The organism is Planktosalinus lacus (assembly GCF_014640155.1).
Lineage (GTDB): Bacteria > Bacteroidota > Bacteroidia > Flavobacteriales > Flavobacteriaceae > Planktosalinus > Planktosalinus lacus.
The window spans coordinates 1-26,206 of the sequence record NZ_BMGK01000013.1; the positions used below are offsets into that span (position 1 = coordinate 1).

Here is a 26,206-nt window from a genome sequence, read left to right on the forward strand (position 1 = left end):
TGGGTTTATGATGAGACGGGCACGAGCCCGAACTGTTCGGATGAGATCAGTTTTGTTGTTACGATCAACGATACGCCTGTAGTAGATGATCCTAATGACGTGAGTGTTTGTTTTAGTTATGTACTTCCTGAATTAATTAATGGTAACTATTTTACTGGCCCCGAAGGGACAGGAACACAACTAAATGAAGGTTTTGAAATTACCTCAACAACTACCTTGTATGTGTATTCTGAAACTGGGACGACTCCTAATTGTTTTGCTGAAAACAGTTTTGTAGTAACTATAAATGAATGTTCAATAGCATTAGTTAAAGAAGCTCAATTAAATAATAGTGGAGACTGTACTTCTGTCGGAGATACAATAGACTATACCTTTTCTGTGTATAATACAGGAGATGTGCCAATATCAAATGTAAATATTTCTGATCCATTATTTGAAGCACCAAACCCTGTTATTTCAATAACTTATGATTCAGGAGACACAAATAATGATGGATTATTAGACCCTAATGAAGTTTGGATTTATTCAACTACTTATACAATTACTCAAAATAACATCAATTCTGGTGAAGTAATAAACCAGGCAACTGTTAATGGATTCGCAAATGGAAATGTTCCTTTAACAGATTTATCCGGGCTTTCAATTAATGATGATTTAGAAACCATAACAGAGTTATGTCAGGATGCATCGATAGCGATTGTAAAAGAGAGCGAGATAGACAGTGGCGACTGTACCCAGGTAGGGGATGTAATCACGTACACCTTTACGGTCACCAACCAGGGCAACGTGACCTTGAGCGATGTGGTTATGACGGATCCTTTAGCGGGACTCAGTGCGATCACCTTTGTTGGAGGCGACACCAATACGGATGGCAACCTTGACATTGATGAAGTATGGACTTACACTGCGACCTATGCAGTGACCCAGGAAGACATAGATACGGGAGAAGTAGAGAACCAGGCCACGGCAGTAGCAGAAGCTCCGAACGGGGACGAAGTAAATGACCTGTCCGGTTCAAGTATTGAGACCGATGATGCGACAATAAACGAGTTATGTCAGGATGCATCGATAGCGATTGTAAAAGAGAGCGAGATAGACAGTGGCGACTGTACCCAGGTAGGGGATGTAATCACGTACACCTTTACGGTCACCAACCAGGGCAACGTGACCTTGAGCGATGTGGTTGTAACAGATCCGTTAGTTGGACTCAGCGCGATCACATTTGTAGGAGGCGACACCAACACGGATGGCAACCTTGACATTGATGAAGTATGGACTTACACTGCGACCTATGCAGTGACCCAGGAAGACATAGATGCGGGAGAAGTAGAGAACCAGGCCACGGCAGTAGCAGAAGCTCCGAACGGAGACGAAGTAAATGACCTGTCCGGTTCAAGTATTGAGACCGATGATGCGACAATAACCGAGTTATGTCAGGATGCAGCAATAGCGATTGTAAAAGAGAGCGAGATAGACAGTGGCGACTGTACCCAGGTAGGGGATGTAATCACGTACACCTTTACGGTCACCAACCAGGGCAACGTGACCTTGAGCGATGTGGTTGTGACGGATCCTTTAGCGGGACTCAGCGCGATCACCTTTGTAGGAGGCGACACCAACACGGATGGTAACCTTGACATTGATGAAGTATGGACTTACACTGCGACCTATGCAGTGACCCAGGAAGACATAGATACGGGAGAAGTAGAGAACCAGGCCACGGCAGTAGCAGAAGCTCCGAACGGAGACGAAGTAAACGACCTGTCCGGTTCAAGTATTGAGACCGATGATCCAACGGTAACAGAATTATGTCAGGATGCAGCGATAGCTTTAGTGAAAACGGGAGTTTTTAATGGCGAAGGAGATTGTGCTGCAATAGGAGATACGATTACGTATACATTTGAAGTAAGTAATCAAGGGTATGTTACTATTAGTGATGTTAATGTAAGTGATCCATTATTTGAGGCACCAAACCCGGTTGTAGATATTCAATTTGTTGACGGAGACGTAAACAATAATGGATTATTGGAAGTTGATGAAGTTTGGACTTACACAGCTACCTATACTATAATTCAAGAGGACATAGATGCCGGTCAAGTTGTGAACCAGGCTTTTGTTGAAGGTCTAGACCCAGAAGGTATGCTTGTAACTGATATTTCAGGTACTGCTATAGATAATGATACTCCAACATTAGTTGAATTATGTCAGGAAATGAGTATTGCACTTGAAAAAGCAGGAATCTTTGATGACAATAACGGGGATGAGTCTGCACAAGTGGGTGAAACAGTTTCTTACTCATTTACTGTATACAACACCGGTTCAGTAACTTTATATAACATCACTATTGATGACCCATTAGTTCAAGTAGAAGGAGGACCAATAGCCAGCTTGGCGCCAGGAGAATCAGATTCAACTACATTTACAGCTGTGTATACGGTTACTCAAACTGATCTTGATAATGGTGAAGTAGTTAATCAAGCAACTGTTTTTGCTGAGGATATTGAGAGTAATATGATAGAAGATTTATCTGACGATCCCAGTGATTTGACTGATATTGATATAAACGGAAACGGAAACCCAGATGATCCAACAATTGTGATACTACCTCAGGTCGCTGGTGAAGCATTTGAAATCTTTAATGGTGTAACACCAAACAATGACGGATTAAATGATTTTTTCAGAATTGAAGGAATTGAAGATTATACCAATAATAATGTTCAGATATTCAATAGATGGGGTGTTCTTGTTTTTGAAAGAGATAATTATAACAATGCTGAAAACGCATTTAGAGGAAGATCTGAAGGAAGAGTAACGGTCAAGGAAGATGATGAATTGCCAACTGGAACCTACTTCTATATAATTAGATTTATAGGTGATAATAACCCTGGACAAAGCAGTTATTCCGGTTATTTATACTTAAACAGATAAATTAAACACTGCGGTAGTAACACTGCCGCAGTAAAATTCATTAAATAAACAAAACAATGAAAAATAAGTTTTTAGTTGTTGTCGTAGTGTTTTTACTGGGTGTTTTTGTAAAAGTATCAGCACAACAAGATCCACAGTATACACAATATATGTATAATACTCAGGTTGTGAATCCCGCTTATGCCGGTTCTAAAGAAGCTCTTAGTTTAGGGTTGTTATACCGATCACAATGGGTAGGGCTTGATGGTGCTCCAAAATCCTTTACTTTTAATGCCCACACACCTATAGGCTATGGAAAAACAGGTATTGGGTTATCGATTGTTAGGGATGAAATTGGACCTTCTGAAGAGACTTTTGCAAATGTTGATTTTTCATATACTATTCAAACTTCAGAAAAAGGACAACTGGCGTTTGGTTTAAAAGCAGGAGCAAACATCCTAAATGTTGACTTTACCAGGCTGAATATTTCTGATCCAGGTGATGTTTTTGAAAACAATATTGACAATAAGATAAATTTACAAATTGGAGCAGGTGCGTATTATTACACTGACAGATTTTACATGGGATTATCTGTTCCTAACTTTTTAGAATCTGATCATTTTGATGAAGCAAGTATTGAAAATGCTGATGCTAGTGCAATAAGTAAAGAGCGTTTGCATTATTTTTTCATCACAGGTTATGTATTTGACTTGTCAGAAAATGTAAAGTTTAAACCTGCAATTTTAACAAAAGTAGTAACCGGTTCTCCACTTCAAATCGATGGCTCTGCAAATTTCCTCTTTTATGATAGGTTCACATTGGGGGCAGCCTATAGATGGAGTGCTTCCTGGAGTGCAATGGTAGGATTTCAAATAACAGATTCTCTATTGTTAGGTTTTGCATATGACCGAGAAACCACAGATTTATCAAAGTATAATGATGGCTCTTATGAGTTTTATTTACGGTATGAAATATTTAAAAATAAAGAAAAGGTGCTTTCACCAAGATTCTTTTAACAACTTAAACACTTTGTGATGAAAAAAGTTACTAAAATTATACTAGTTCTTGTGATATTTTTTTCTGCAGCAGGTTTGCTAGCTCAAAAAGCTCAGATTAAAAAGGCTGATAGAGCATATGATCAATATTCTTACATAGATGCACAGGAAATCTACTTAAAAGTTGTAGAAGATGGTTATACATCTGCAGAGATTTATAAAAAATTAGGAAACACTTATTACTTTAATAGTGATTATAAAAATGCGGCAAAGTGGTATGAAAAACTTGTGAATGAATTCCCGGATGAAACAGAACCTGAATACTTTTTCAGAGCATCTCAAAGCTTCAAAAGCACAGACAATTATAATAAAGCCGACTTATTAATGGATAAATTTGTTGAAACCAGTGGCTCTCAACAAATTATACAAGATTATAAAAACAATAAGGACTACCTGAATTCCATAATGAACATGGAAGATAAATATGTTATAGAAAATGCTGAAATAAATAGTGAATACTCAGATTTTGGACCTTCATTTTTTAATGGCAAACTGGTATTTTCATCAGCATCAGGTCAAGGAGTAGTAAATCCTAAAACTCATGATTGGAATAATCAGCCATTTTTAAATTTATATGTTGCTAATTTAGATGAAGAAGGAAAATTGTCAGGAACATCTTTTTTTTCAAACGATATAAATACAAAGTACCATGAGTCAAGCGCAGTTTTTACTAAAGATGGAAAAACAATTTATTTCACAAGGAATAATTACATAGATGGTAAAAAGAAAAAAGACAAAGAAAATTTAATTAGATTAAAAATTTATAAGGCAACAATGTTGGCAGAGAATACTTGGACCAACATCGAAGAATTGCCTTTTAACAATGATTCATACTCGCTAGCACATCCTGCTTTAAGTGTTGATGAAAAAAGATTGTACTTTTCCTCTGATATGCCTGGTACAACTGGTCAATCAGATTTATGGTATGTTGATATTTTAGAAAATGGAAACTATGGTGAACCGGTGAATTTAGGAGTTTCTATAAATACTGAGGCCAGGGAGTCTTTTCCTTTTATCAGTGATGAAAATATTTTATATTTTTCTACTGATGGTAGAGCGGGTCTAGGCGGTTTTGATGTCTTTTATACTGAGCTAAACAACCAAGGGTTACCAACTGAAATCAAACCATTAGGAACTCCGGTTAACAGTAATCAAGATGATTTCGGTTTTATAATTGACAGCGAAAAGAATCTAGGGTTTATTTCATCCAATAGAAGTGGAGATGCCGGAAGTATAAATGACGATATTTATAGAGTCCTAAGAATATGTGAAGTGACAATTACAGGATTAGTTACAGATGAGGATACCGGTGAATTATTACCTGGCTCACTCGTTACATTAATAGATGAGAACAATGAAGTTGTTTCAAGCATGACCGTAGGCTCTGATGCGAGTTATAAATTTTTGGCAAACTGTGACAAACAGTATACTATAATAGGAACCAAAGAGAATTACAACCCAGCAGAAAAGATAATTAACACACCTGAAAATTCTTCAAACATAGATGTTCCTTTGATGTTAAAATCTAAAGACCCTTGTCCGCCAAACGATTTAGGTTGCAGACTAACACTTCAACCTATCTACTTTGATTTTGATAGATATAATATAAGGCCAGATGCTGCAATTGAGTTAGCTAAGATTTTAGCAGCAATGAGAGAATACCCTCAATTGATAATCCATATAGAATCACACACCGATAGTAGAGGTAGTGACACTTATAATGAATTGCTTTCTGAACGCAGAGCACAGTCCACTCTAGAGTGGTTAGTGAGCAAAGGAATAAGCAGAGATAGGCTAAGTGCAAAAGGCTATGGAGAATCCAGATTAATTAACGAATGCTCTAACGGGGTTTCGTGTAGTGAAGAAAAACATCAATTAAACAGACGATCAATGTTTATTATTCAAAATTAAGTTAAGTTTTAAGTTAGAGTAAAAAGCATCTCAAACTGATAAATTTCAGTTAACGAGATGCTTTTTGTATTGAAACTAAAACCGATTTTGTATTTTTGGGAAAAAAGAAATTCTCATGCCAGAAGAAATGGTCGTCCTTGTCAATGAAAATGACGAAAAAATAGGATTGATGCCAAAACAGGAAGCTCATGAAAAAGCACTTCTCCACAGAGCTTTTTCAGTTTTTGTTTTTAATAAAAAAAATGAACTTATGCTTCAGCAAAGGGCTTTTGACAAATACCATTCACCTGGTTTGTGGACTAATACTTGTTGTAGCCATCAAAGAGATGGAGAAACCAATATTGAAGCCGGTAAAAGACGCTTGCAAGAAGAAATGGGTTTTGATACAAACCTAAAAGAAACAATTTCATTTATTTATAAAGCACCTTTTGATAATGGTTTGACCGAGCATGAATATGATCATATTCTTGTAGGCTATTTCAATGGACATCCAAAAATAAACCCTGAGGAAGTTGCAGACTGGAAATGGATGTCGCTTGAAGATATTAAAAATGATATTGAAAAAAAACCGTCAATATATACAGAGTGGTTTAAGATTATATTTGATAAATACTACCAGCACCTCTAACTATGCCAATCACATTATACAGAAAAGCACACTTTAACGCTGCACACAGACTCTTTAGAAAAGACTGGACTGATAAGAAGAATAATGCAGTTTTTGGCAAATGTAACAATCCGAATTATCATGGACATAATTATGAACTCATTGTTGGTCTTACCGGAGAAATTGATCCTGAAACTGGTTATCTAATTGATTTAAAAACACTTAAAGACATCATTGTGGAAGAAGTAGAACAACCTTTTGACCATAAAAACTTAAACCTGGAAGTAGAAGAATTTAAAAACCTCAATCCTACAGTTGAAAATATTGCAGTTGTCATTTGGAACAAGTTGAGAAAACGTCTTGAATCAAAATTTGAAATAAGTGTTACACTTTATGAAACCCCCAGAAACTTCGTAACCTATACCGGAAATTAACAATGAGTTTAAATATTGGTGATAAAATTCCCGAATTTAAGTTGACAGATCAGAATGGTAAAGTTTTTGACATCAACTCTGTCAAAGGCAAAAATAGCTTGGTGATCTATTTCTACCCCAAAAATTTTACCCCCGGCTGTACCCTAGAAGCTTGTAGTTTTAGAGACAGTTATGAAGATTTCAAGGAATTGGGTGCACAAGTGATAGGGATAAGTGCAGATTCAAAAAAATCACACGAACGATTTGCGAAAAAATACCATTTGCTATTCACTTTATTGTCTGATTCCAATGGTGCCGTAAAGAGAAAATTTAGAGTAAAAAACAATTTGTTCGGATTGATTCCGGGAAGGGAAACTTTTGTTGTAAATAAAAAAGGAATTGTTATTTTTACTTTCAATTCGATGAATGCTGAGCGACATATTAAAGAAGCGCTTAAGGTTCTAAAGCAACAAGAAGATTAATGAAACTTCCCCTTTACCCTATTAAGTTTACACCCATATTAAAAGAAAAAGTTTGGGGGGGCAATAAGCTTAAAACCATTTTAGGTAAGAATACAGCTTCTGTAAATATTGGTGAAAGCTGGGAGCTTTCTGGAGTTGACAATGATATTTCTATTGTACAGAATGGCTTTCTAAATGGAAATTCAGTTAATGAACTAATTGAAAAGTATAAGGAAGAATTTCTAGGAAAAAAAGTCTTTGAAACTTATGGAACTCAATTTCCGTTGTTGTTTAAATTTATTGATGCTAAAGAAGTACTTTCAGTACAGTTACATCCGGGTGATGAATTGGCAAAAAAACGACACAATTCATTTGGTAAAACCGAAATGTGGTACATCATTCAGGCAGATGAAAATGCAGAATTGATTTTAGGTTTTAATCAAAAAATTGACAAGAAAACCTATTTAAACGCCATTCAGAACAAAAATATACAGCTGATTCTTCACAAAGAAAAAATTAAGCAAGGGGATGCTTTTTATATTTCACCCGGATTTGTTCACGCCATTGGGGCCGGAGTATTGCTAGCTGAAATTCAGCAAACATCTGATGTTACTTATCGTATATTTGACTGGAACCGTCCAGATGTAGATGGTAATATGAGAGAACTTCACCTCGATTTAGCTATTGATGCCATTGATTTCAATCCTTTAAAAAATTTCAGACTTAATGTTGCAAAAGAAGAATTAATCAAGAATCCCTATTTTTCTGTGAATCAAGTGAGCACAGAGCAAAATGCCTTTAGAGTGCTGAAAGCAATTGATTCTTTTGTAGTATATATGTGTGTTTCGGGTGAAACCGAAATAAATTGTGGAGGTGTGTCTGAGAACTTGAAGATGGGTGAAACAGTTTTGATTCCAGCGGCAGTGGAAGTGGTAAACTTTCAAAATGGTTCAGCAAAACTTTTGGAAATATTTGTGCCAGTAAATAATTAATAATATTTTTTATGCTCATAAGTCAAGATTCCGGCGATTCAGTTTTAAATAAATCAAATGCTTTTGTTTTTGGGCTGATAATTTTACAATTAATTGCGATTAACCTTTTGGTAGTTTGGTATGAGGTTGAAACTTTTTTGAACCTGGATAAACTGCTAATTGTTGCTTCTTTTGGGTTTCTTGTGAACACCTTTATTTCTTATCCATACAGATTGTATTTTTTCTTTTTACTTAGTTTGTGTTTGTTGTTTCTTATAACCGGGTTAACAGGAATGATTGGTGTTATGGCTATTGGGGTCTTGGTGACACTTATTTCAGTTTTTCTAGATAAGCATTTAAGAAACTTTTTACTTTTTTCAATTTTTCTGGGTCTAATAGTATTAATGGTTTTAAAACCTGATTGGTTAGCGCCTCATTTAGTTGTTGTTTCAACTTTAGGGTCAATGTTTATTTTTAGGTTATCTATTTTTCTTTTTGATAAAACGTATCAAAAAGAACGGCCTAAATTAATTAAAGATATCACCTATTTTTTTATGTTGCCAAACATGGCAATACTACTTTTTCCTGCAGTCGATTACAAATTGTTTTTAAGAAATTACTATAACGACTCGGCAATTTCAATTTATAAAAAAGGGGTACAATGGATTGTTTTGGGGCTTTTTCATCTGTTGGTGTACCGTGTAATTTATTATTACTTTTTATTACCACCTACTGAAGTTACAGACGTAGTTTCATTGTGGCATTATATGACAACCAATTATCTATTAATTATAAGGCTCTCAGGATTATTTCATATTTCTGTAGGGGTTTTATGCTTATTTGGTTTTAATCTGCCAAGAGTATTTGATAATTATTTTTTAGCCTCAGGTTTTTCCGATTTATGGAGAAGGATTAATATTTACTTTAGGGATTATTTGATAAAGCTTTTTTATTACCCATTATTTTTTAAACTAAGAAAATATGGAGACTTAAAAGCTAAAGTTTTTGCAATCTTAGTTATATTTTTTATTACTTGGTTTTTACATTCTTTTCAGTGGTTTTGGTTAAGGGGTTATTTTCCACTTAGAATGGTTGATATTGTTTTCTGGGGTGTATTTGGTGTTTTAGTGGCCGGAAATGCAATTTGGGAATCAAGAAGAAAATCCAATCAAATTGACAAAAAATCCTGGAAGTATTCAGCTTTAATGACAACTCAAATTCTGGGAATGTTTTTATTTATGAGTGTTTTGTGGTCAATTTGGTCGTCTACAACAATGGGGTCTTGGTTTTATGTTGTTAAAAATATATTTGTTGGAAATCAATTACAATATCTTTCATTATTTAGCATATTAATTATAACATGGATCTTAAGTACAGTTATTTACAGGTTTTTTGAATTAAAAGAATTAGGAAAAGTCATGGATCCAGATCCTAAAACAAAACTAGCTAGTTATTGGTCAATTGCAATGCTTTTTCTATTATTGGTCTTTCAATTGCAACCTGTTCAAACTTTTATTGAAAAACAGAGTAATATTGATTTAATTGGTTTTTTAGAGCCTAAACTAAATATAGCCGATGAAAATTTACTTGTTGATGGTTATTATGAAGAAATACTTATTGGAAATGAATTGACAAACCCTGTTGGTGAAATTGTCGAAAGAAGAGACAGAGGCAGGTTTATACATTCCGAAGGTGCCTTATTAGTTGATGATATCAGAATTGTATTGGGCAAACCCAACATATCATTTACATTTAAAGACCAACTTTATTCAACAAATTTTTTAGGAATAAGAGATCAAAATTATTCCAGGATTAAACCTTCAAACACCATTAGAACCGGTATTTTGGGAGGATCATATGTTAATGGATCAGGAATAGCAGATGACGACCTTTTTGACGAACTTTTAGAACAAAAACTCGATAGTTTGAACAAAGAAGTAGATTATGAATTCTGGAATTTTGGTAATCCCGGATTTGATTTGATACAATGTATTTATGACTTTGAAATGAAGGAAGCTGTCAAATATGATTTTGACAATTTGATTTATGTTTCACATGGAATAGACAAATTTAAAAACATAAGAACGCTGGCGACAGCCATAGAGTCGGGAAGGTCTATTCCTTATGGTTTTGTACAGAAAATTATTGACCAAAGCAATTTAGATAATAGTACATCTTCGATGTCTGTTTATGATAAACTAGAACCCTTTGCTGATGAACTTGTAACCGGCCTTTACCAACATTTATATGATTTTAGTCTTCAGAATAACATCAAGCCTATTTGGGTTTACTGGCCAACAACAGATGTTCACCCATTTGTAAAAATGTATCCTGAGGATATCTCTTTATTGGTCAAGGAAATCGGATTTACAGTCATTGATCTTACGGATGTTTATATAGATTATAAACCGGCTGATTTATTTGTTGCGCCTAAAGACAGGCACCCCAATGCGTTAGGTCATTCATTGGTAGCTGATAAATTATTTGAAATAATTAAAAACTCACCTGAAATTTTAAATTCAATGGAAAATAAAGAGGATTGATATTATTGACTTTTCTAATTCAAATCTTTCAATACGTTTAACTCATTCCAAATTTGCTCTCCAAAATTCTTCCAAGAGAATATATTGGCGTGATTTTTTAATTTTTGAATGATTTGCTCTCTTTCTTGTGTATCTAAAGATATAACTTTATGCATCACATTTGCTAATTCTTGCGGGGACTCGTTTTGTATGTAAAATGCATCTTTTCCTCCTACCTCGGGTAAGCTGGAATTGTTTGCTAAAATAGGTATAGTTCCCAATCTGATTGACTCAAGAACAGGTAGCCCAAAGCCTTCATATTTTGAAGGATAAATCATAGCTGCAGCATTTTGATATAAACTACATAGGGTTTCATTTTCTACAAAACCCGTAACAATAATATCATCTTTAAACTTATGATTTGAAATATTTTTAAAAACCGGGTTAGACTTCCAACCATTAGCTCCCACAATAATAAGTTTATACTCAGGATTATTCATCTTAAATATTTCGAAGGCGTCCAAAAGTAATAAATGATTTTTTCTGGGTTCAATAGTACCAACAGTTAAAAAATAAGGGAAATTGAATGGAGCTTTTAATGGCAAAATTTCTTTTTTATTTGACAAAGTGCTATCTGGATAAATCTTTACAACTTTATCTTTGGATTTGATATAATGTTTTAAGATGTCCTGCTTGGTATAATTTGAGTTTGCAATCAATAAATCTGCTTTGGCAATTATTTTACCTAAAAATAATTTCTGTAAAAACCAACTGAAAAATCTGTGATACTCTGGAAATAGAATAGGTGTTAAATCGTGGATAACCGTAACCCTTTTAATATTTGAAGGCAAATTAAAGGGGCCAAAGTGTGCCGGTTCAATGACGATATCAACCTTCTGACGGACTAAAATAAAAGGAATAATACAAAACAAGCGAAAACTTGCATAACCTATCGGGAGCTTTGTGTTTTTGACAATAATTTCTTTAACCCCCTCAATTTTTGGTCCTTTTTTTTGCCTGATTAGCAGGATTTCGTGAACGGTATTTGTTTTTATCATTGCACGGATCATTTCTTTCGTAAAGACATGAACTCCGGCGTTTTGATTGTCTAAGGCGTCAGCTATTATAGCGATTTTTAATGGACGCATTTCTTGTATACTTTCAGGGTTTCAAAGGTTGTTTTCCTCCAACTAAAAGTCAGTGATTTTTCAAAACCTTTAATAGCTAAATCATTTCTTAATGTTGGATTTAAAAATAATAATTCCATTTTATCTGCAATGCTTAGAGGATCTTCCGGGTTAGCGACAAGGCCACTTTCACAAATAACCTCTGAAAGCGAACTCACACCACTGTGAATTACTGGTGTTTTACAACTCATAGCCTCTAGCGGGGGTAATCCAAAGCCTTCATAATATGACAAATAACAAAAAGCAATGGCATCAGAGTAAATTGCTTTTAAGTCGATATCTTCTATATACCCAGTGAAAATAATGTTTTGGGAACCTTTAGAATTCTCTGCAAGAATCTTGTCAACTTTCCAGCCTTTCTCCCCGGCAATAACAAGATTCACGTTAGAAGCTGGATGTTTATCTCTAAATATTTTAAAGCCCTTGATTGTGTTGATAATGTTTTTTCTGGGCTCAATGGTTGACAGGCAAAGAAAGTAGGGGTGGTTGGAAATCTGGTATTTATTTTTAACGTGCTCCAGGTGGTTTGAATTAAAATTTTGATAAAAAAGATTTGGATCTGATGCCTCATAAATAACATCAATTTTACTCTCCGGTATATTATAGGATTGTTTTAAATCCTTTGAGGTATTATTGGAAATGGCAATGAAAGAATCAGCCTTTTCTTTACAAAACAATATACCTTCTTCTGATTGATTAATATTTAGTCTGGTGTGGAACTGAGGCAACAGTTTGTGTGTTATATCATGAATGGTAACAACAACTTTGCTGTTAAAATGTTTAATTTTTTCATAGTTTTGAGGTAAAGGAAGATGCACTATATCATAATCTACTGATATTTTCGAATGTTGCTGAAGGATTTTTTTTTCTTCTTTTATCAAAGTGCTTTTCTTAGTTTTTCTTAAAAGATCTCTTACCGGACTATTTCTGTAAATATCAGCAAGAGGATTGTAAATTGTTTTTGGAAGATAATTTTTTATCAAACCCTTTAATGACATAAGATAAATTTCGTAGTTTTTTTTTGTACTTTTCAGAGAGTTAATGGTTTCAAAATAGTTAATTATTGGAATAACCTTGTTTTCAATCAAAAGATCAAAACTGAATTGAGAACTACCCTTTTGCTCAAGAATTTCAAAATATTTTAATAATTGTGAGAGATACACTTTTATTCCGTCATTTTTTGTGTCTAAAAGTTTATTTCCTTCAATCAAAACTTTAATTTTCTTTTTTTCAACGGAAATACCCTCAGGATGAAGTCCCAGTTTTTTCATTTCCAATTCGTCAATTAAACTATTTTGAGGTGTTTTGGAAGGACTTGGATCATAACCCATACTTTCCATAGTTTCTCCGTGAAATTGCCAAAAGAAATTCAAAAGATTATCGGGCATCTCACTTTTCCAAGTGCCTGACACCCCTTTTCTGAAGAATTTTTCAGCAAAATCTGAATCCTCAATTTTTATAATCTTTGAAGTTGTTTGCCCCCCATACTTTGGCTTTCCGTACTTCATGCTTTTAAAATCCGGTAAGTTTTCCCAATTTCCTTGAGGAAGTGAAATTAATTTTTCTATCCGTTCAAATACTTTTTTGGGATTGGAAATTAAGTCCTCATATTTTATAATTATATCTGCTCTTTTTGTCCATTGAGTCACGTTATTTGACCATCCCCCAAAATAGCTTCCTTCATCTGCAAATATGGCTTCTTTCAGGTTGGTTTTGAAATCGGAACCCGGTTCGACAATATCACTTCTGTGATGGGCAATAGATACCAAAGCGTCTCTTCCATCTCGAATCAAATAAATCGCCGGAATGTTTTCATCACTTGGCTCTAATTCCTCCGGCAATAGGTGTGTTTTAACAAAATCAAATTTGTCATAATTCTGGTCTACAGGGTATGTCGTTTCTTTATGCCAGGTGCTAGATTCTATTCCATACACATAGTAGAGTATATTTCTGAAAAATGTATTACCCGACCTTGGAAAAGAAGCAATCCAGCATTTCATATATTATTTTATTTTTTCAATTCAAGTTAAATTAAATTTTTGTCTTATTTCAAGTGCATTTTGATACAAAATCAGGTCTTTTTGATTTAAAGATTTTATTTCCTGAACTTCAGCTTCAGTGACTTTTAAATCACTGGTTTCAAAGTGATTGTTTTTATTTAGTTCAGGTATTTCTGTTAAATTTATATCCAATCCTTTACACAAGGTTTTTATATCCTCTGAAAAGCTTTCCATTATTCCTAAAAAGTAAATATTTTCAAGATTAAGACCGTCCAGAAATTTACTTTGCCTGTTTTTGCTTTCTTCTAGGCGGGCATATTCCATCAAAGTTTCATTTTTTCTTGACAATTCATTTTTATTTACTTTTCCCTCAATGATTCTTTGCTTGAAAAATAAATAGTTTGATATCACTCTGTCTACAGGGCTTCTTAAAAAAGTGATGATTTTCACATCTGTATTCATTTTGAGAACGGTGTCAATTTCTTTAAAATAGAGATGACCGTGCAGTATTTTATGTTCGTTTGAAATATGATTTTTAATTATTTCAGAATTATCTTTTATTGAATTTTCATTCAATTCTTTTCTTTTGATTGTACAAATTTCATTGGAGGAATATTTTTTTTGAAAAACATTCAATAGGCTGGTTCCAGCTGTTTTAGGAATATGAATATGAATGATTTCTAACATTACTTACAATGATTTTCCCCTTAAATGCAGAGCGTTTTTATACAACTCCATATCATTTTGATTCAGCCACTCGATTTCTTTTATTATTTCTATATCCAAGTGATTTTTCTTCACTGTAGTTTTGTTTTGGTGAAGATTGTTTGGAAGTTTTTCCCATTTTAAAGTCTTCGAAATTTCGATTAAATCATTTTCAAAATCCTCTTGGATCCCTACAAAGTCAAATTCTTCTAGTGTTATACCACTCAAAAATTTGGATTGGCGATTTCTATTGACATCGTCTCTGGCATACTCTATCAATGAACGTTGCATTTTGCTAAGAATATTTAAGTTATTTTGTTCTTCATTCAATAATGTTTTTAATCTTGATTCAAGATAGAAATAGTTTGAGATTACACGCTCCACAGGATTTCTTAACCAGGTAATTTTTTGAATATCTTCAGGTAAATCAAATTGAGTATTGATGTCTTTATATGTAAAGTGACCGTGTATTACCTTTGCTTGAGGGAGTTTTTTGTTAGTATAAAATTCCTGATTTAACCGCACAACCCCTTTATTATTAATATCAAATCTTACCACAGCATTTTCACCATAAACTTCTTTTAAAATGTTTCTAAAAGAAGTGCCTGCCGTTTTGGGAATATGCAACGAGAGTACTTCAAGTTTGTATTTCTTCTTAAAAAATATCATTTTAAATTAACTTAAAAATTCTCTAGATACAAGTTTGGCACATTCTTCTATATAAAACTCCATACCTTCCTTAATATTTGTGCTTTCATAGACAAATTTCCCCTGATCTAAAACCATAATTCGGTTTGCTAATACTTTAACTCGTTTGATGTTATGTGTAATAAAAATGATGCAACAGTTTTTTGAAATGGATTTGAGATTTTGAAAACATTTTAATCTAAATGAGGCATCACCCACAGCCAGGCCTTCATCAATAATCAACACATCCGGTTGTGTACCCACGGCAATGGCATACCCCAATCTTGACCTCATTCCAGATGAATAGGTGCCTAAAGGCGAATCTATGAAATCTCCAAGCTCTGAAAAATCGATGATCCAGTCAATTTTTTGTTTTATTTGCTTAAGAGTGAGTCCAAACATACCGCCCTTAATGTAAATGTTTTCTCTTCCGCTAAAGTGGGGGTGCATACCTGACTTAATTGCAAACAAACTGGATACCTTACCATTAACAGTAATTTGTCCCTTATCAACCGGATAGATGCCTGAAATCAATCGCATTAAAGTTGTTTTGCCGGAACCGTTATTCCCCAAAATACACAGCAAATCACCTCTGTGCACTTTTAGGCTAACATCTTTTAAAGCCCAAAATTCCTCTTTTCTGAGTTTATCACGTTTTAAGTCACTTCCTACTGCAATTTTAGTTATATCGGAAATGCCATGCAACATGCTCCATTTTAAGTTTTTGGAAAACTTTTTGCTCACGTGTTCTACTTCTACCAATAGCTCTTTTTCCATTTAAATCAAAGTGTCATTTTTTCAATTACCCAAGGTGTTGCTAAATAATAAAACCGTATAGCAAGTAATAATAAAAACAAACTGCCTAACGAAATCCATAAATAAATGTCCCAATTTTCAATACCGCCTCCAAGAAGTAAATTTCTTGGAAAGTCAATAAGATAAGTCAAAGGATTCCACTTTATAATAGTTAAAATTAAATCACTTGCAACTGCTGTTGAATAAACAACAGGGGTCAAATATTTTAGTACATCCATAAAATTATTGAAAATAAGATTAAAATCAACAGCAATTACTTTAATTACTGAAAATAGAAGTCCTAAACTAATACCTATGGCTATAAGTGGCAATAGTGCAGGCAGGAATAAAAGTGAAGACCAGGTAAACTCAACCCCAAAAAACATTAAAACTAAAATGGACAAAATAAGTGGAATCATAAAATCAAAAAAGGAAATTATAATTCTTTCAACCACTATGATTATTTTAGGAAAGTTATTTTGAATAATTTCACCCCCTTTTGCAGTAAGCGATTCACTTATTCCCTTGTAGAAACTAATAAAAAAGGCCCAAATGGAATTGCTTAAAAGCACAAATGCCAGATAGGGTACTTGTGTGTCACCCGGGTCAAACAATCCTGAAATCTGAAGAATGACCCAAATTACAACAGAAAGTAAAGGTGAAATAATAATCCATGTGTAGCCAAGCAAGGATTTTTTGTATTGTTGTGTTATCGATAACTTTACTAAACTATAAAGAAGGTGTCTGTAAAGTTTTAAATCAAAATATATTTCTTTCAAATTGCCAATCAGGCCTTTCTCCTGATAACTTTTTGATGTATATACATTTCTTCTCATTAGTATTTTTTTATTCATTTCAAAGAAACCAATCCATAAACAGCTGGCACACCAATGTGATTATTTTCATCCATCTTTAATGAAATGGTTGTTACTCCCTTTTCTAAAACATTAAAATTTTCAACATCAAAAATATGATCAATGTCATTGAGGTTTACACCCTCCATTTTAGTTACTTTTTCAGTCAACACCCTTTGCAGTTGAGGTGGAAATTGACCTAATTTCCTTTTTAAGTCTAAAAAAAACACACCGGCGTCTGGTGATAATTCTGTAAAATACAATTTACCAATACCACCAAGAAGTATTTTTATTGCTTCAGTAAATGTTTTTCTGTCGTCTTGGAGAATTTGTTGCAACATTCCACGCATATAAAGATTACATGGGCCATAATTATTAGAAAATGCTTTTATTTCATCTAAATTCAGTGTATCTAAATAGTAGAATGCAATATCCTGGTCTCCATAGTTTTGATTCGCAATTTTAATGGCTTCATCAGAAATATCAGTTCCGATAACTACATCAAAATGTTTTTTGAGAAACATGGACTGTGTGCCAATGCCACAACCAATATCAACTAAAGGCAATGAAAGGTTGAAATAGCTTGACATGATATCCAAATCAAGCTTGCTTGCTTTGTCCGGTGTAACATCCCAGGGAATTTGAGATGTATCATTAGCCATTGATTTGTAATAGGCCTCCCAATTTGATTTGTAATATTGTGAAGTAGAATCTGTGTTCATTATTTAGGTTGATTAATAACAAAGTTAGTGTTTTTTATATCCTCAAATTTAATGGAAGAAGTTATAAATGCTATTTTTTTTGATAAATTAGTGGCCAAAATATTTTAGAAGCTTGTCTTATAGGAATTATATATATTTAAATGAGCCTCATGAATTAATACTTAGATAAGTAATATTTTTAAAAAACACATGGAATTAAATAAAAGAAGAGTAATTTTTCATAGGTTTTTTAATATTTATAATGGCGGTACTAGTGGGGGTCAAATAAAAGTAAGAGATTATTTTGAACACCTTAAAAACTCTGAAAGTTTTACACCAAAAGTATTTTTCAATCCCGAAACCACCTGGTTTGATAACCCCGGAAATGTCTGGACTTCATACAGAAATTCTAAAGATGAAATTGAAACGTGGGAATTAAAAAAAAATGACATTCTTCTTTTGGCAGGAATAGATTGGATGATTCTTAATGAAAAACAAAAACTAAATCCTCCCATTCCGGTAATAAATATTGCTCACCCTCGTCATGCAAGATTACAGGATAAAAGAAATGAATTCCTCAAATATCCGGCAATTAGAATAACAAAAAGCAGCTTGAGCAAAAGCATTCTGGAAAATTATGGAGTGAATGGTCCAGTATTTTTAATACCAGATGCCATTGATCCTAAAGATATTCCTGCACCCAATGAAAATCCTGAAAACGATATTTTGATTGTAGGACTAAAAAATCCTGAATTGGCACAAAAAATTTATAAATCTCTGCTATTTTTAAATAATTTCAGAAAGAAAAAGCTTGTCATAAAGGTACAACTTCCCCCAAAGCTGCCCACTCGAGCCAATTTTTTAAATTTAGTCAATAACTCAAAAACAATTGTTTTTTTACCCTTGGAGGAAAAATTTGGTTCTGAGGGATTTTATTTGCCTGCACTTGAGGCTATGTTTATGAAAAAACTAGTTATTTGTCCCTTTGCCATAGGAAATATTGATTTTTGTGTAGATGGTAAAACTTGTATTATGCCAAAATATAACTTTCTCTCCATACTTTTATCAATTAAAAAGGCTGTAAATATGACTGGCTATGAAAGAGAAGGGTTAATTACAAATGCAAGTGAGATTACGAAAAACCATCTTTTGGAAAATGAGCAAAAGGCACTAATTAATCTTTTAAACCAAGTTGATACTATCTGGAATGATAAAACGCTTTTTAACAAAACTTAGACCTTCAGGGCGTAATGTGATTTTGACGGGAATACCACGTTCCGGCACTACACTTTGCTGTAAAATACTGCTTGAGGTTGAAAATCAAATAGCTTTAAATGAACCCATTGCGGCACACCATTTCAAAAGTAAATTAACTCCTGAAAAAGTGGTTAAAAATGCCTTTGCAACCTATAGAAAGCAACTATTAAAAAATCAAGCCGTCCCTATAAGAACAAGAGCAGGAAAGATTACAGACAATGCATATTCCACAGATAATAAAACAAGAAAAAAGGTGCTTGAGAGAACTTTGGTAGAGTTTGATAAAAACTTAAATTCAGATTTTACTTTAATTTTAAAACATTGTGCCGAGTTTACTCTAATTTTAGATAAATTGGTTAAAAGTTATGAATGCTTTGCTATAGTGAGAAACCCTCTCTCAGTATTAGCTTCCTGGCATAGTGTAGATGTTCCGGTTAGTGAAGGACGAGTTTACAAATCAGAAATTTTAAACTCCGATTTTCACATTCAATTGGAAAGAATAAAATCCCTAAAAGACAAACAAATATTTATTTTAAATTGGTATTTTTCACAATTTACAATGTTGCCAACACAAAACATCATCAAATATGAAGATATAATAGCATCTCAAGGTACAGAACTTTCTATTATTTCAGGGAAAGATACTTTTTCCAAGGATACATTGAGTAATCATAATAAAAATTCTTTATATAATAAAAAAGCAATGGCTAGTTATCTCCAAATGTTACTAACTTGTAGCGAAGGAGCATTTTTAGACTTTTACTCAATAGAAGAGATTGAGCGTTTTGCAATTCAAATTGATTTATGATTAAAAAAAATATCATACTAACAGGTCCGCCACGTTCAGGAACTACTTTGACTTGTAATTTGTTAAACAGGTTACCAAATGTAGTTGCATTGCATGAGCCTATGAATTTAAAATTGTTTCCTGACAAAACAGAAGGATTAAAAAACACGATTGATTTTTTTGAGAACATGCGAACGATGATTGATGAAGAAGGCTTTGCAATTTCAAAAGTAAAAGACGGGGTAATACCGACCAACCCTTTTGAAGAAGGAGCATCAAACAGAACCAGTATTGTAAAAAAAGGAAAATTTAAAATTAATAAACAATTATCACCAGATTATGTTCTTGTTATCAAACATAATGGCCATTTCACTTTTTTGTTAAAAGAACTCAAAAACCATTTTCCTTGTTATTCAGTTATCAGAAATCCAGTGTCAACTATAGCCTCCTGGAATTCAATCAATGTCCCGGTTTCAAAAGGAAATTTAACCGTTTTAAAAGGGTTAAATCCGGTTTTATTTGAAGATTTAAATACCATCGGTGACTTGTTTTTGAGGCAAATTGCACTTTATAATGAAATTGTAAAAAGCTATTCATTATTAAATGAAAAAAATATTATCAGATATGAAGACCTTATTACTTCATCTGGCAAAGTGCTATCAGCAATAACAGAAGTAGCAACCGAACTACAGGTAAAGTTGATTAACAAAAACAAAGTAAATAGTTATAATTTTGATCAAATGGAAATGATTGCAAACAAAATATTAAGAGATCAAGGAGCCTGGAGGGATTTTTACACTGAACAAGAAATTTTAGATACATTAAAATTTTACAATCAATAAAGTTATACTGGATAAAATGACCTACTTAGAAATATTTGTCAAAGTTGCAGTTGCCCTTGCTTTAATTCTGGCTGCTTGTCAAATAATTGGAGGATTAGCTAAATACATTTCACAACCAAGAGTTGTAGGTGAAATGATAGCGGGCGTAATGCTTGGTCCAACAATTTTCGGAAACCTTTTTCCTGATTTATACATTCAAGTATTTCCACAAGATGTTATGCCATTCTTGTTTGTAATAGCAAACATTGGTCTATCTTTTTATATGTTTCTAGTAGGTAGTGAAATTAATTTGTCGTTGTTCAATAAAAAACTCTTGAAAGATGCCGGTGTAATTTCAGCATCTGCCTTATTAACGCCCTTTATATTTGGGTTTTTGGCAATGATATTTTTTGGAGATGCTCTCAATACTAAAGAAATATCCACTTTTTCTTTTACCATATTTATGGGAACCGCCTTTGCAATAACAGCATTTCCGATGTTAGCAAGAATTTTACAAGACAATAATATAATAAAAACAAAAATTGGAGGACTTGCCATGGTTTCAGCAAGTATTCAGGATGTTATAAGCTGGATGTTACTGGGTTTAGTAACTGTTTTGTCAATAGGTGATAGTTACACTAAAATTTTAATAATGATTTTTGGGGCCATTATTTTTGTTCTCTTTTTGTTTTATATGGTCAGACCGTTTCTCACCTATTTTATTAATAAAACTAAAAATCCAAATCAGGATAATACCGCATTTAGTGTGGTAATATTCCTCTTAATAGTTTGTGCTATTTTAACTGACTATCTGGGGTTATATTCTGTTTTTGGAGGATTTATGCTTGGACTTGCCATGCCAAGAAAACAAGATTTTATTGAAGCAGTTTCAATTAGAGTAAAAGACATTACTTTAGTACTCTTTCTTCCTGTGTTTTTTGCTTTTTCGGGGCTTAATACAGATATGACTATACTTTCCAAGTCAGGAATTCTTGGGCCAACGATCATTATTTTGATATTTGCATTTGCAAGTAAAATTTTACCTTTATTTGGGTCAATGAGATTAAGGGGTTATTCTAAAAAAGACTCTTTTTCAATAGCATCTCTGATGAATGCAAGAGGGTTAATGGAGTTAATAATTGCAAATATTGGAATGATGTATGGATTGATTGATCAAACACTTTATGCCATTTTGGTAGCCATAGCTATTTTTACTACAGTTTCAGCATTGCCTCTTTATAAATTAAGCCAAAAGTTTAAAAATTAAAACACAAAAAAATTTATTCATTTAATAATAATTATTTTTAAATTGTAACCTTTCAAACAAGATTTATGGAACAAGTAAAAGATAAACAATTCTTACTGGATTACATTAAAACAGAATTTTTAAGTAATACAGAAATTGAGGGTTTTAATGAAGATACCCCCTTAGTTTCAAGCAGGATTATGGATTCAATTTCAACCATTCAATTGGTTGATTTTATTGAAAAAGAATTTGAAGTTGAATTTTTTCATCACGAAGTAGATCAGGAGAATTTAGATTCTGTCAATTTGATGTGGGAATTTATCAAATCAAAAAAACAGTGAACCCTCAAATCAAGAGACTTGAAAATTTATTAGAACTATCTGCACAAAATTGGCCGTCTAAAACCGCACTGGAAGAAGAGGGGCGTTCCATCAATTATGAAAAACTAAACAAAGTTTCAAATTTAATAGCAAGGGCTTTAAAGGAGTCTTTTGGTGAAAGTCAATTTAGAGCTGCTATTTATTACCCGAAATCCATTGAATCTGTTGCGATACTTTTCGGAATTTTAAAAGCCGGAGGGACATACATTCCTTTGGATTATGAAGCTCCAGAATCTAGAAATCTATTTATAATCAAAGACTGTGCGGTGTCAGTAATTTTTACTACATCAGATAAATGTCCTTCATTAAAAAAATCTTTGTCAGGAAGCATACAGGATTTGAATATTGACGGTTTAAATCAAGTTTCATTATTACCAATACAAACTAATCCTATTCAGCCGGATGGTTTAGCCTATATGCTATATACTTCCGGTTCTACAGGAAAACCAAAAGGGGTTATGTTTTCACACAGCAATGCACTGCATTTTGTAAATTGGTGTTCAAATCAGTTTTTTCCTGATGAGAACAGTGTTTTTTCGTCCCATGCATCCTTCCATTTTGATTTATCAATTTTAGACCTATACCTGTCCATAAAGCACGGATCAAAATTAATTTTGATTAGCTCCAAAGAATCCAAAAATCCCTTAGCTCTTTCTCATTTAATAGAAACCAAAAAAATAACTCACTGGTATTCAACCCCCACCATATTAAAACTGATGGTTAATTATGGAAAAATTGAACGACACGACCACAGTTCATTAAAATATGTTTTATTTGCCGGAGAGGTTTTTCCCGTCAATCCATTAAAAAAATTAACTTTACTTTGGAGTACCGCTAGATTTTTTAATCTTTATGGACCAACCGAAACAAACGTGTGTACATATTATGAAGTAAAACTGCCTGTTGACGTAAACAGAATTGAACCTTTTCCTATCGGTAAAATTTGCGAGGGGCTTAAATCAAAAACTATAACCACATTTGAAGGAAAACCCGAGTTGTATATTTCTGGACCTAATGTTAGCCAAGGTTATTGGAATAATGAGGGATTGAATAAAAGTTCATTTGAAAATTCTGAAGGAGTAAATTGGTATAAAACAGGTGATTTGGTTGACCAGGATTTAGAAGGAAACTACATTTATTTAGGCAGGAAAGACCGGATGGTTAAGAAAAACGGGTTTAGGGTTGAACTCGATGAAATTGAAAATACCATCAACAGTAATCAGCAAATAATTGACGTTGCAGTAATTGGAAAAATCAATTCAGATTTTGAATGCAGAATCATTGCATTTATTCAAATAAATGATGAAGAAGGCAATATATTGGAACTCAAAAAATATTGTTTGGAGAATATGCCACATTATATGACACCCGATGTATTTGTAATTTTAGAAAATATCCCCAAAACAAGTACTGATAAAACTGACTATCAAAAATTACATCACTTAAATGAATTTTGAATACACCAAAGCACAACTGGAGCTGCAAGATGAAATTTCTCATTTTGTAAAGCATACAATCAATAAAATGGGGTTTATTGATAAAAAAAGACCATTCAACGCTGAAGAGTGGAAGGAAGTTGGTAATCTCAAAATCCATGGTTTACCTATACCTGTAGAATTTGGAGGGAGAGGCTTTGATGCGCTGTCATCAACTATTGCCTTGGAAGAATTAAGCTATCACTGTGAGGATGGTGGACTGCCTTTTGCTATTGCGGCACAGATGTTATCTTGTTTGATTCCAATCTGGAAAAATGGAAGTGACAGTCAAAGAAATAATTTTTTACCAAAACTTTGTGATGGTTCATACATAATTGCAAACAGTATTACCGAGCAAGAAACAGGATCTGATATTTATGGAATGAAATCTACCGCTAAACAGGAAGGGGGTGATTTTATTATTCAAGCTCAAAAAACATTAATAACAAATGCACCACTGGCTGGCTGGTCTTTGGTCTACGTTGCTACAAATCCTGAAAAAAGGTACTTTGGGGGTGTTTCTGCCTTTATAATCGATCATAGTTTAAGCGGTGTAAATTCCAATTTAGCTCTTAAAAAATTAGGCTTGGAAAGCGTTCAAATGGGAAATCAAAGTTTTGAAAATGTAAAAGTTAGCGAAAAAGATTTACTGGGTAAATTAGGTTCCGGAGGCCCTATATTCCAGTCTAGTATGGAGTGGGAAAGGGCTTGTCTGGGAGCTGTTCATTTAGGCAGAATGAAAAAAATTATCGATTTTTTAATCCTTTTTGTTAAAAATAGAAATGTAGGGGGTAATCCGATAAGTAAATATCAAAGTATTTCACACAAGATTGCCGATATGAAAATTAAAATTGAAACATCAAGATTAATACTTTACAAAGCTGCATCCAATCTAGATTCTAACAAAGAAACAGGAATAACAGCTTCTATAGCAAAGTTGTATATAAGCGAGGCCTATCGGACTATGTGTTATGACGCCTTTTCTATAATGGGTGGAAGTGCTTATTTATCAGGAAGCTTTATTGAAAATTACATTAAGGATTCATTAAGTTCAACTATTTATTCAGGAACTTCAGAAATACAACGAAACATAATTTCAGGATATTTAAAAATTTAAATTAGATTTGTGAATCAATAAACATAAACTATGAAAAGTGATAAAATTATTGTAATTGGGGGAGGCCCTTCTGGTTCTTCAGTTGCTTCACTTCTTGCCTTGAAAGGGCATAAAGTCTTGCTTTTTGAGAAAGAAAAATTTCCAAGGCCTCACGTGGGGGAGTCCTTATTGCCTTTCAACTATCATTTATTCAATGAATTGGGTGTATTGGACACCATGGAAAAAACATATCACAGAAAGCCAGGGGTAAAATTTACAAACTCTGATGGTTCCTCAAACACGGTTTGGTACTTTAACCACTCCATTAAAGATCCAAGTTCGCTTTCATTTCACGTGGACAGGGCTCATTTTGACAATATGTTACTTGATAGAACTAAAGAATTGGGAGTAGAAGTTATTGAAGAAACTACGGTAAAGGAGGTCGAATTCAACCAAGAAAATGATACTGTAAAAGTCTCCACATGCAATAAAGAGGGAGTAGAAGAAGATTATTACACAAAATTCATTATTGACGCAAGTGGGCAATCCACCTTTCTGGCAAATAGTTTTAACGATAAAAAAAATTATGATGGATTGGAGCGGGTGGCTATTAATTCGCATTGGCAAAACCCCACTTATGATAAAGAACTGGAAGAAGGGTGTATTGAAATCATTCATCTTGGGGGAGAAAAAATGGGATGGATTTGGGCAATACCATTATCTAAAACAAGACTGAGTGTTGGAGTTGTTATGTCAAATTCATATTTTTTATCTCAAAGAAAAAGATTTTCAGGAGAGAAAAAAATTCTTGACAAAATATATTTAAATGAGCTTAGTGAATCAAAGTTACTTGATAAAATACTTTCAAATTCAGTCAAAGAAGAGCCGGCTATGGCTCACGGAGATTATTCATACTATACAAACTCAAAATATGGAAAAAACTTTGCAATAATTGGAGATGCCAGTGCTTTCCTTGACCCTATTTTCTCAAGTGGAATATATGTGGGTATGATGAGCGCAAAATTTGTAGCTGAAAAACTTGATGAAGCTTTTAGAGAAAATCAAAATCCTGAAAGTTATCTGAAACCCGTTTATGATAATCTAGATGGAGCTTATGAATTGATTGAAAAACTTATTAGAGTATTTTATGATCCCAATGCATTGTCATTATCAAATTTAACAGAGGCTAAGGATGCAGGTTATGAGCAATTTGACAGAGCATATACAATTTATCATTATCTGTTGCAAGGAGACTTTTTGTTAAACCATAAAAAATATCAAGCTGCAGTAGATATTTTAAAAGATAACAATCAGTTTCAAAAATATGTTAACTTTATAAAATCAAAAAAAATTACTTCTAATAACTAA

23 protein-coding genes are annotated in these 26,206 nt (G+C 33.3%); 16 read left to right on the forward strand and 7 right to left on the reverse strand.

Annotated features, from left to right (window positions below; genetic code table 11):
- From IEV69_RS12835 to IEV69_RS12870, 8 genes are all read left to right on the forward strand, one after another.
- Window positions 1–2,928 (forward strand): CLIPPER-2 domain-containing protein (locus IEV69_RS12835; RefSeq protein WP_188443089.1); only part of this gene is annotated, 2,928 nt, incomplete at its 5' end.
- Between the two features lie 56 nt (window positions 2,929–2,984).
- A complete protein-coding gene (locus IEV69_RS12840) occupies window positions 2,985–3,923 on the forward strand; it encodes a PorP/SprF family type IX secretion system membrane protein (RefSeq protein WP_188443091.1) in 939 nt (312 codons plus the stop codon).
- An 18-nt stretch (window positions 3,924–3,941) separates the two neighbouring features.
- The gene (locus IEV69_RS12845) at window positions 3,942–5,873 is read left to right on the forward strand and encodes an OmpA family protein (protein WP_188443093.1); all 1,932 of its coding nucleotides are present in this window, start codon (window positions 3,942–3,944) and stop codon (window positions 5,871–5,873) included.
- A 115-nt stretch (window positions 5,874–5,988) separates the two neighbouring features.
- Window positions 5,989–6,501 carry an isopentenyl-diphosphate Delta-isomerase gene (idi, locus tag IEV69_RS12850; RefSeq protein ID WP_188443096.1) on the forward strand — a complete coding sequence of 171 codons (513 nt, stop codon included), beginning with the start codon at window positions 5,989–5,991 and terminating at the stop codon, window positions 6,499–6,501.
- Between the two features lie 2 nt (window positions 6,502–6,503).
- Window positions 6,504–6,914, forward strand: coding sequence for a 6-pyruvoyl trahydropterin synthase family protein (locus IEV69_RS12855; protein WP_188443098.1), 411 nt, complete (start codon window positions 6,504–6,506; stop codon window positions 6,912–6,914).
- 2 nt (window positions 6,915–6,916) lie between these two features.
- Complete coding sequence (locus IEV69_RS12860; RefSeq protein ID WP_188443100.1) at window positions 6,917–7,375, forward strand: peroxiredoxin; 459 nt, start codon at window positions 6,917–6,919, stop codon at window positions 7,373–7,375.
- Window positions 7,375–8,346 carry a type I phosphomannose isomerase catalytic subunit gene (locus IEV69_RS12865; protein ID WP_188443102.1) on the forward strand — a complete coding sequence of 324 codons (972 nt, stop codon included), beginning with the start codon at window positions 7,375–7,377 and terminating at the stop codon, window positions 8,344–8,346. The genes IEV69_RS12860 and IEV69_RS12865 overlap by 1 nt, the downstream gene beginning before the upstream one ends.
- Window positions 8,347–8,357: 11 nt before the next feature.
- Window positions 8,358–10,868, forward strand: a complete 2,511-nt coding sequence (locus IEV69_RS12870; protein WP_188443104.1) for a hypothetical protein — start codon at window positions 8,358–8,360, stop codon at window positions 10,866–10,868.
- 14 nt (window positions 10,869–10,882) lie between these two features.
- Here the strand turns inward: IEV69_RS12870 and IEV69_RS12875 are convergent, their stop codons facing one another.
- The 7 genes from IEV69_RS12875 to IEV69_RS12905 are packed head-to-tail and all read right to left on the reverse strand — an operon-like array spanning window position 10,883 to window position 17,797.
- Entirely contained in the window at window positions 10,883–11,995 is a 1,113-nt protein-coding gene (locus IEV69_RS12875) for a glycosyltransferase family 4 protein (RefSeq protein WP_188443106.1), read from the reverse strand.
- Complete coding sequence (locus tag IEV69_RS12880; protein ID WP_188443108.1) at window positions 11,983–14,034, reverse strand: glycosyltransferase; 2,052 nt, start codon at window positions 14,032–14,034, stop codon at window positions 11,983–11,985. The genes IEV69_RS12875 and IEV69_RS12880 overlap by 13 nt, the downstream gene beginning before the upstream one ends.
- 21 nt (window positions 14,035–14,055) lie before the next feature.
- On the reverse strand, window positions 14,056–14,721 hold the full coding sequence (locus IEV69_RS12885; protein ID WP_188443110.1) for a sulfotransferase family 2 domain-containing protein: 666 nt from the start codon (window positions 14,719–14,721) through the stop codon (window positions 14,056–14,058).
- A 3-nt stretch (window positions 14,722–14,724) separates the two neighbouring features.
- Window positions 14,725–15,408, reverse strand: a complete 684-nt coding sequence (locus IEV69_RS12890) for a sulfotransferase family 2 domain-containing protein (protein WP_188443111.1) — start codon at window positions 15,406–15,408, stop codon at window positions 14,725–14,727.
- A gap of 6 nt (window positions 15,409–15,414) precedes the next feature.
- Window positions 15,415–16,203, reverse strand: a complete 789-nt coding sequence (locus IEV69_RS12895) for an ABC transporter ATP-binding protein (RefSeq protein ID WP_188443113.1) — start codon at window positions 16,201–16,203, stop codon at window positions 15,415–15,417.
- A gap of 5 nt (window positions 16,204–16,208) precedes the next feature.
- Window positions 16,209–17,057 (reverse strand): ABC transporter permease, encoded by an 849-nt coding sequence (locus tag IEV69_RS12900; RefSeq protein WP_188443115.1) that lies wholly within the window; start codon window positions 17,055–17,057, stop codon window positions 16,209–16,211.
- 14 nt (window positions 17,058–17,071) lie between these two features.
- On the reverse strand, window positions 17,072–17,797 hold the full coding sequence (locus IEV69_RS12905; RefSeq protein ID WP_188443117.1) for a class I SAM-dependent methyltransferase: 726 nt from the start codon (window positions 17,795–17,797) through the stop codon (window positions 17,072–17,074).
- 189 nt (window positions 17,798–17,986) lie between these two features.
- Here IEV69_RS12905 and IEV69_RS12910 point away from each other — a divergent pair, with 189 nt between their 5' ends.
- From IEV69_RS12910 to IEV69_RS12945, 8 genes are all read left to right on the forward strand, one after another.
- Window positions 17,987–19,012, forward strand: coding sequence for a glycosyltransferase (locus IEV69_RS12910; RefSeq protein ID WP_188443119.1), 1,026 nt, complete (start codon window positions 17,987–17,989; stop codon window positions 19,010–19,012).
- Window positions 18,984–19,841 (forward strand): hypothetical protein, encoded by an 858-nt coding sequence (locus IEV69_RS12915; RefSeq protein ID WP_188443121.1) that lies wholly within the window; start codon window positions 18,984–18,986, stop codon window positions 19,839–19,841. Before IEV69_RS12910 ends, IEV69_RS12915 begins: the two co-directional genes overlap by 29 nt.
- Window positions 19,838–20,662: a sulfotransferase family protein gene (locus IEV69_RS12920; protein ID WP_188443123.1), complete on the forward strand. Its 825-nt coding sequence runs from the start codon at window positions 19,838–19,840 to the stop codon at window positions 20,660–20,662. The genes IEV69_RS12915 and IEV69_RS12920 overlap by 4 nt, the downstream gene beginning before the upstream one ends.
- A 16-nt stretch (window positions 20,663–20,678) precedes the next feature.
- Window positions 20,679–21,908: a cation:proton antiporter gene (locus IEV69_RS12925; RefSeq protein ID WP_188443125.1), complete on the forward strand. Its 1,230-nt coding sequence runs from the start codon at window positions 20,679–20,681 to the stop codon at window positions 21,906–21,908.
- 65 nt (window positions 21,909–21,973) lie between these two features.
- Window positions 21,974–22,228 carry an acyl carrier protein gene (locus IEV69_RS12930; RefSeq protein WP_188443127.1) on the forward strand — a complete coding sequence of 85 codons (255 nt, stop codon included), beginning with the start codon at window positions 21,974–21,976 and terminating at the stop codon, window positions 22,226–22,228.
- A complete protein-coding gene (locus IEV69_RS12935; protein WP_188443129.1) occupies window positions 22,225–23,724 on the forward strand; it encodes an AMP-binding protein in 1,500 nt (499 codons plus the stop codon). The genes IEV69_RS12930 and IEV69_RS12935 overlap by 4 nt, the downstream gene beginning before the upstream one ends.
- On the forward strand, window positions 23,714–24,859 hold the full coding sequence (locus IEV69_RS12940) for an acyl-CoA dehydrogenase family protein (protein WP_188443131.1): 1,146 nt from the start codon (window positions 23,714–23,716) through the stop codon (window positions 24,857–24,859). The genes IEV69_RS12935 and IEV69_RS12940 overlap by 11 nt, the downstream gene beginning before the upstream one ends.
- A gap of 30 nt (window positions 24,860–24,889) precedes the next feature.
- Window positions 24,890–26,206 carry an NAD(P)/FAD-dependent oxidoreductase gene (locus IEV69_RS12945; RefSeq protein ID WP_188443133.1) on the forward strand — a complete coding sequence of 439 codons (1,317 nt, stop codon included), beginning with the start codon at window positions 24,890–24,892 and terminating at the stop codon, window positions 26,204–26,206.

Bases quoted from the DNA above. Each gene is read 5' to 3' on its own strand.
- IEV69_RS12840 (WP_188443091.1), top strand. From the start codon at position 2,985: ATGAAAAATAAGTTTTTAGTTGTTGTCGTAGTGTTTTTACTGGGTGTT.
- IEV69_RS12845 (WP_188443093.1), top strand. From the start codon at position 3,942: ATGAAAAAAGTTACTAAAATTATACTAGTTCTTGTGATATTTTTTTCT.
- idi (WP_188443096.1), top strand. From the start codon at position 5,989: ATGCCAGAAGAAATGGTCGTCCTTGTCAATGAAAATGACGAAAAAATA.
- IEV69_RS12855 (WP_188443098.1), top strand. From the start codon at position 6,504: ATGCCAATCACATTATACAGAAAAGCACACTTTAACGCTGCACACAGA.
- IEV69_RS12860 (WP_188443100.1), top strand. From the start codon at position 6,917: ATGAGTTTAAATATTGGTGATAAAATTCCCGAATTTAAGTTGACAGAT.
- IEV69_RS12865 (WP_188443102.1), top strand. From the start codon at position 7,375: ATGAAACTTCCCCTTTACCCTATTAAGTTTACACCCATATTAAAAGAA.
- IEV69_RS12870 (WP_188443104.1), top strand. From the start codon at position 8,358: ATGCTCATAAGTCAAGATTCCGGCGATTCAGTTTTAAATAAATCAAAT.
- IEV69_RS12875 (WP_188443106.1), bottom strand. From the start codon at position 11,995: ATGCGTCCATTAAAAATCGCTATAATAGCTGACGCCTTAGACAATCAA.
- IEV69_RS12880 (WP_188443108.1), bottom strand. From the start codon at position 14,034: ATGAAATGCTGGATTGCTTCTTTTCCAAGGTCGGGTAATACATTTTTC.
- IEV69_RS12885 (WP_188443110.1), bottom strand. From the start codon at position 14,721: ATGTTAGAAATCATTCATATTCATATTCCTAAAACAGCTGGAACCAGC.
- IEV69_RS12890 (WP_188443111.1), bottom strand. From the start codon at position 15,408: ATGATATTTTTTAAGAAGAAATACAAACTTGAAGTACTCTCGTTGCAT.
- IEV69_RS12895 (WP_188443113.1), bottom strand. From the start codon at position 16,203: ATGGAAAAAGAGCTATTGGTAGAAGTAGAACACGTGAGCAAAAAGTTT.
- IEV69_RS12900 (WP_188443115.1), bottom strand. From the start codon at position 17,057: ATGAGAAGAAATGTATATACATCAAAAAGTTATCAGGAGAAAGGCCTG.
- IEV69_RS12905 (WP_188443117.1), bottom strand. From the start codon at position 17,797: ATGAACACAGATTCTACTTCACAATATTACAAATCAAATTGGGAGGCC.
- IEV69_RS12910 (WP_188443119.1), top strand. From the start codon at position 17,987: ATGGAATTAAATAAAAGAAGAGTAATTTTTCATAGGTTTTTTAATATT.
- IEV69_RS12915 (WP_188443121.1), top strand. From the start codon at position 18,984: ATGATAAAACGCTTTTTAACAAAACTTAGACCTTCAGGGCGTAATGTG.
- IEV69_RS12920 (WP_188443123.1), top strand. From the start codon at position 19,838: ATGATTAAAAAAAATATCATACTAACAGGTCCGCCACGTTCAGGAACT.
- IEV69_RS12925 (WP_188443125.1), top strand. From the start codon at position 20,679: ATGACCTACTTAGAAATATTTGTCAAAGTTGCAGTTGCCCTTGCTTTA.
- IEV69_RS12930 (WP_188443127.1), top strand. From the start codon at position 21,974: ATGGAACAAGTAAAAGATAAACAATTCTTACTGGATTACATTAAAACA.
- IEV69_RS12940 (WP_188443131.1), top strand. From the start codon at position 23,714: ATGAATTTTGAATACACCAAAGCACAACTGGAGCTGCAAGATGAAATT.
- IEV69_RS12945 (WP_188443133.1), top strand. From the start codon at position 24,890: ATGAAAAGTGATAAAATTATTGTAATTGGGGGAGGCCCTTCTGGTTCT.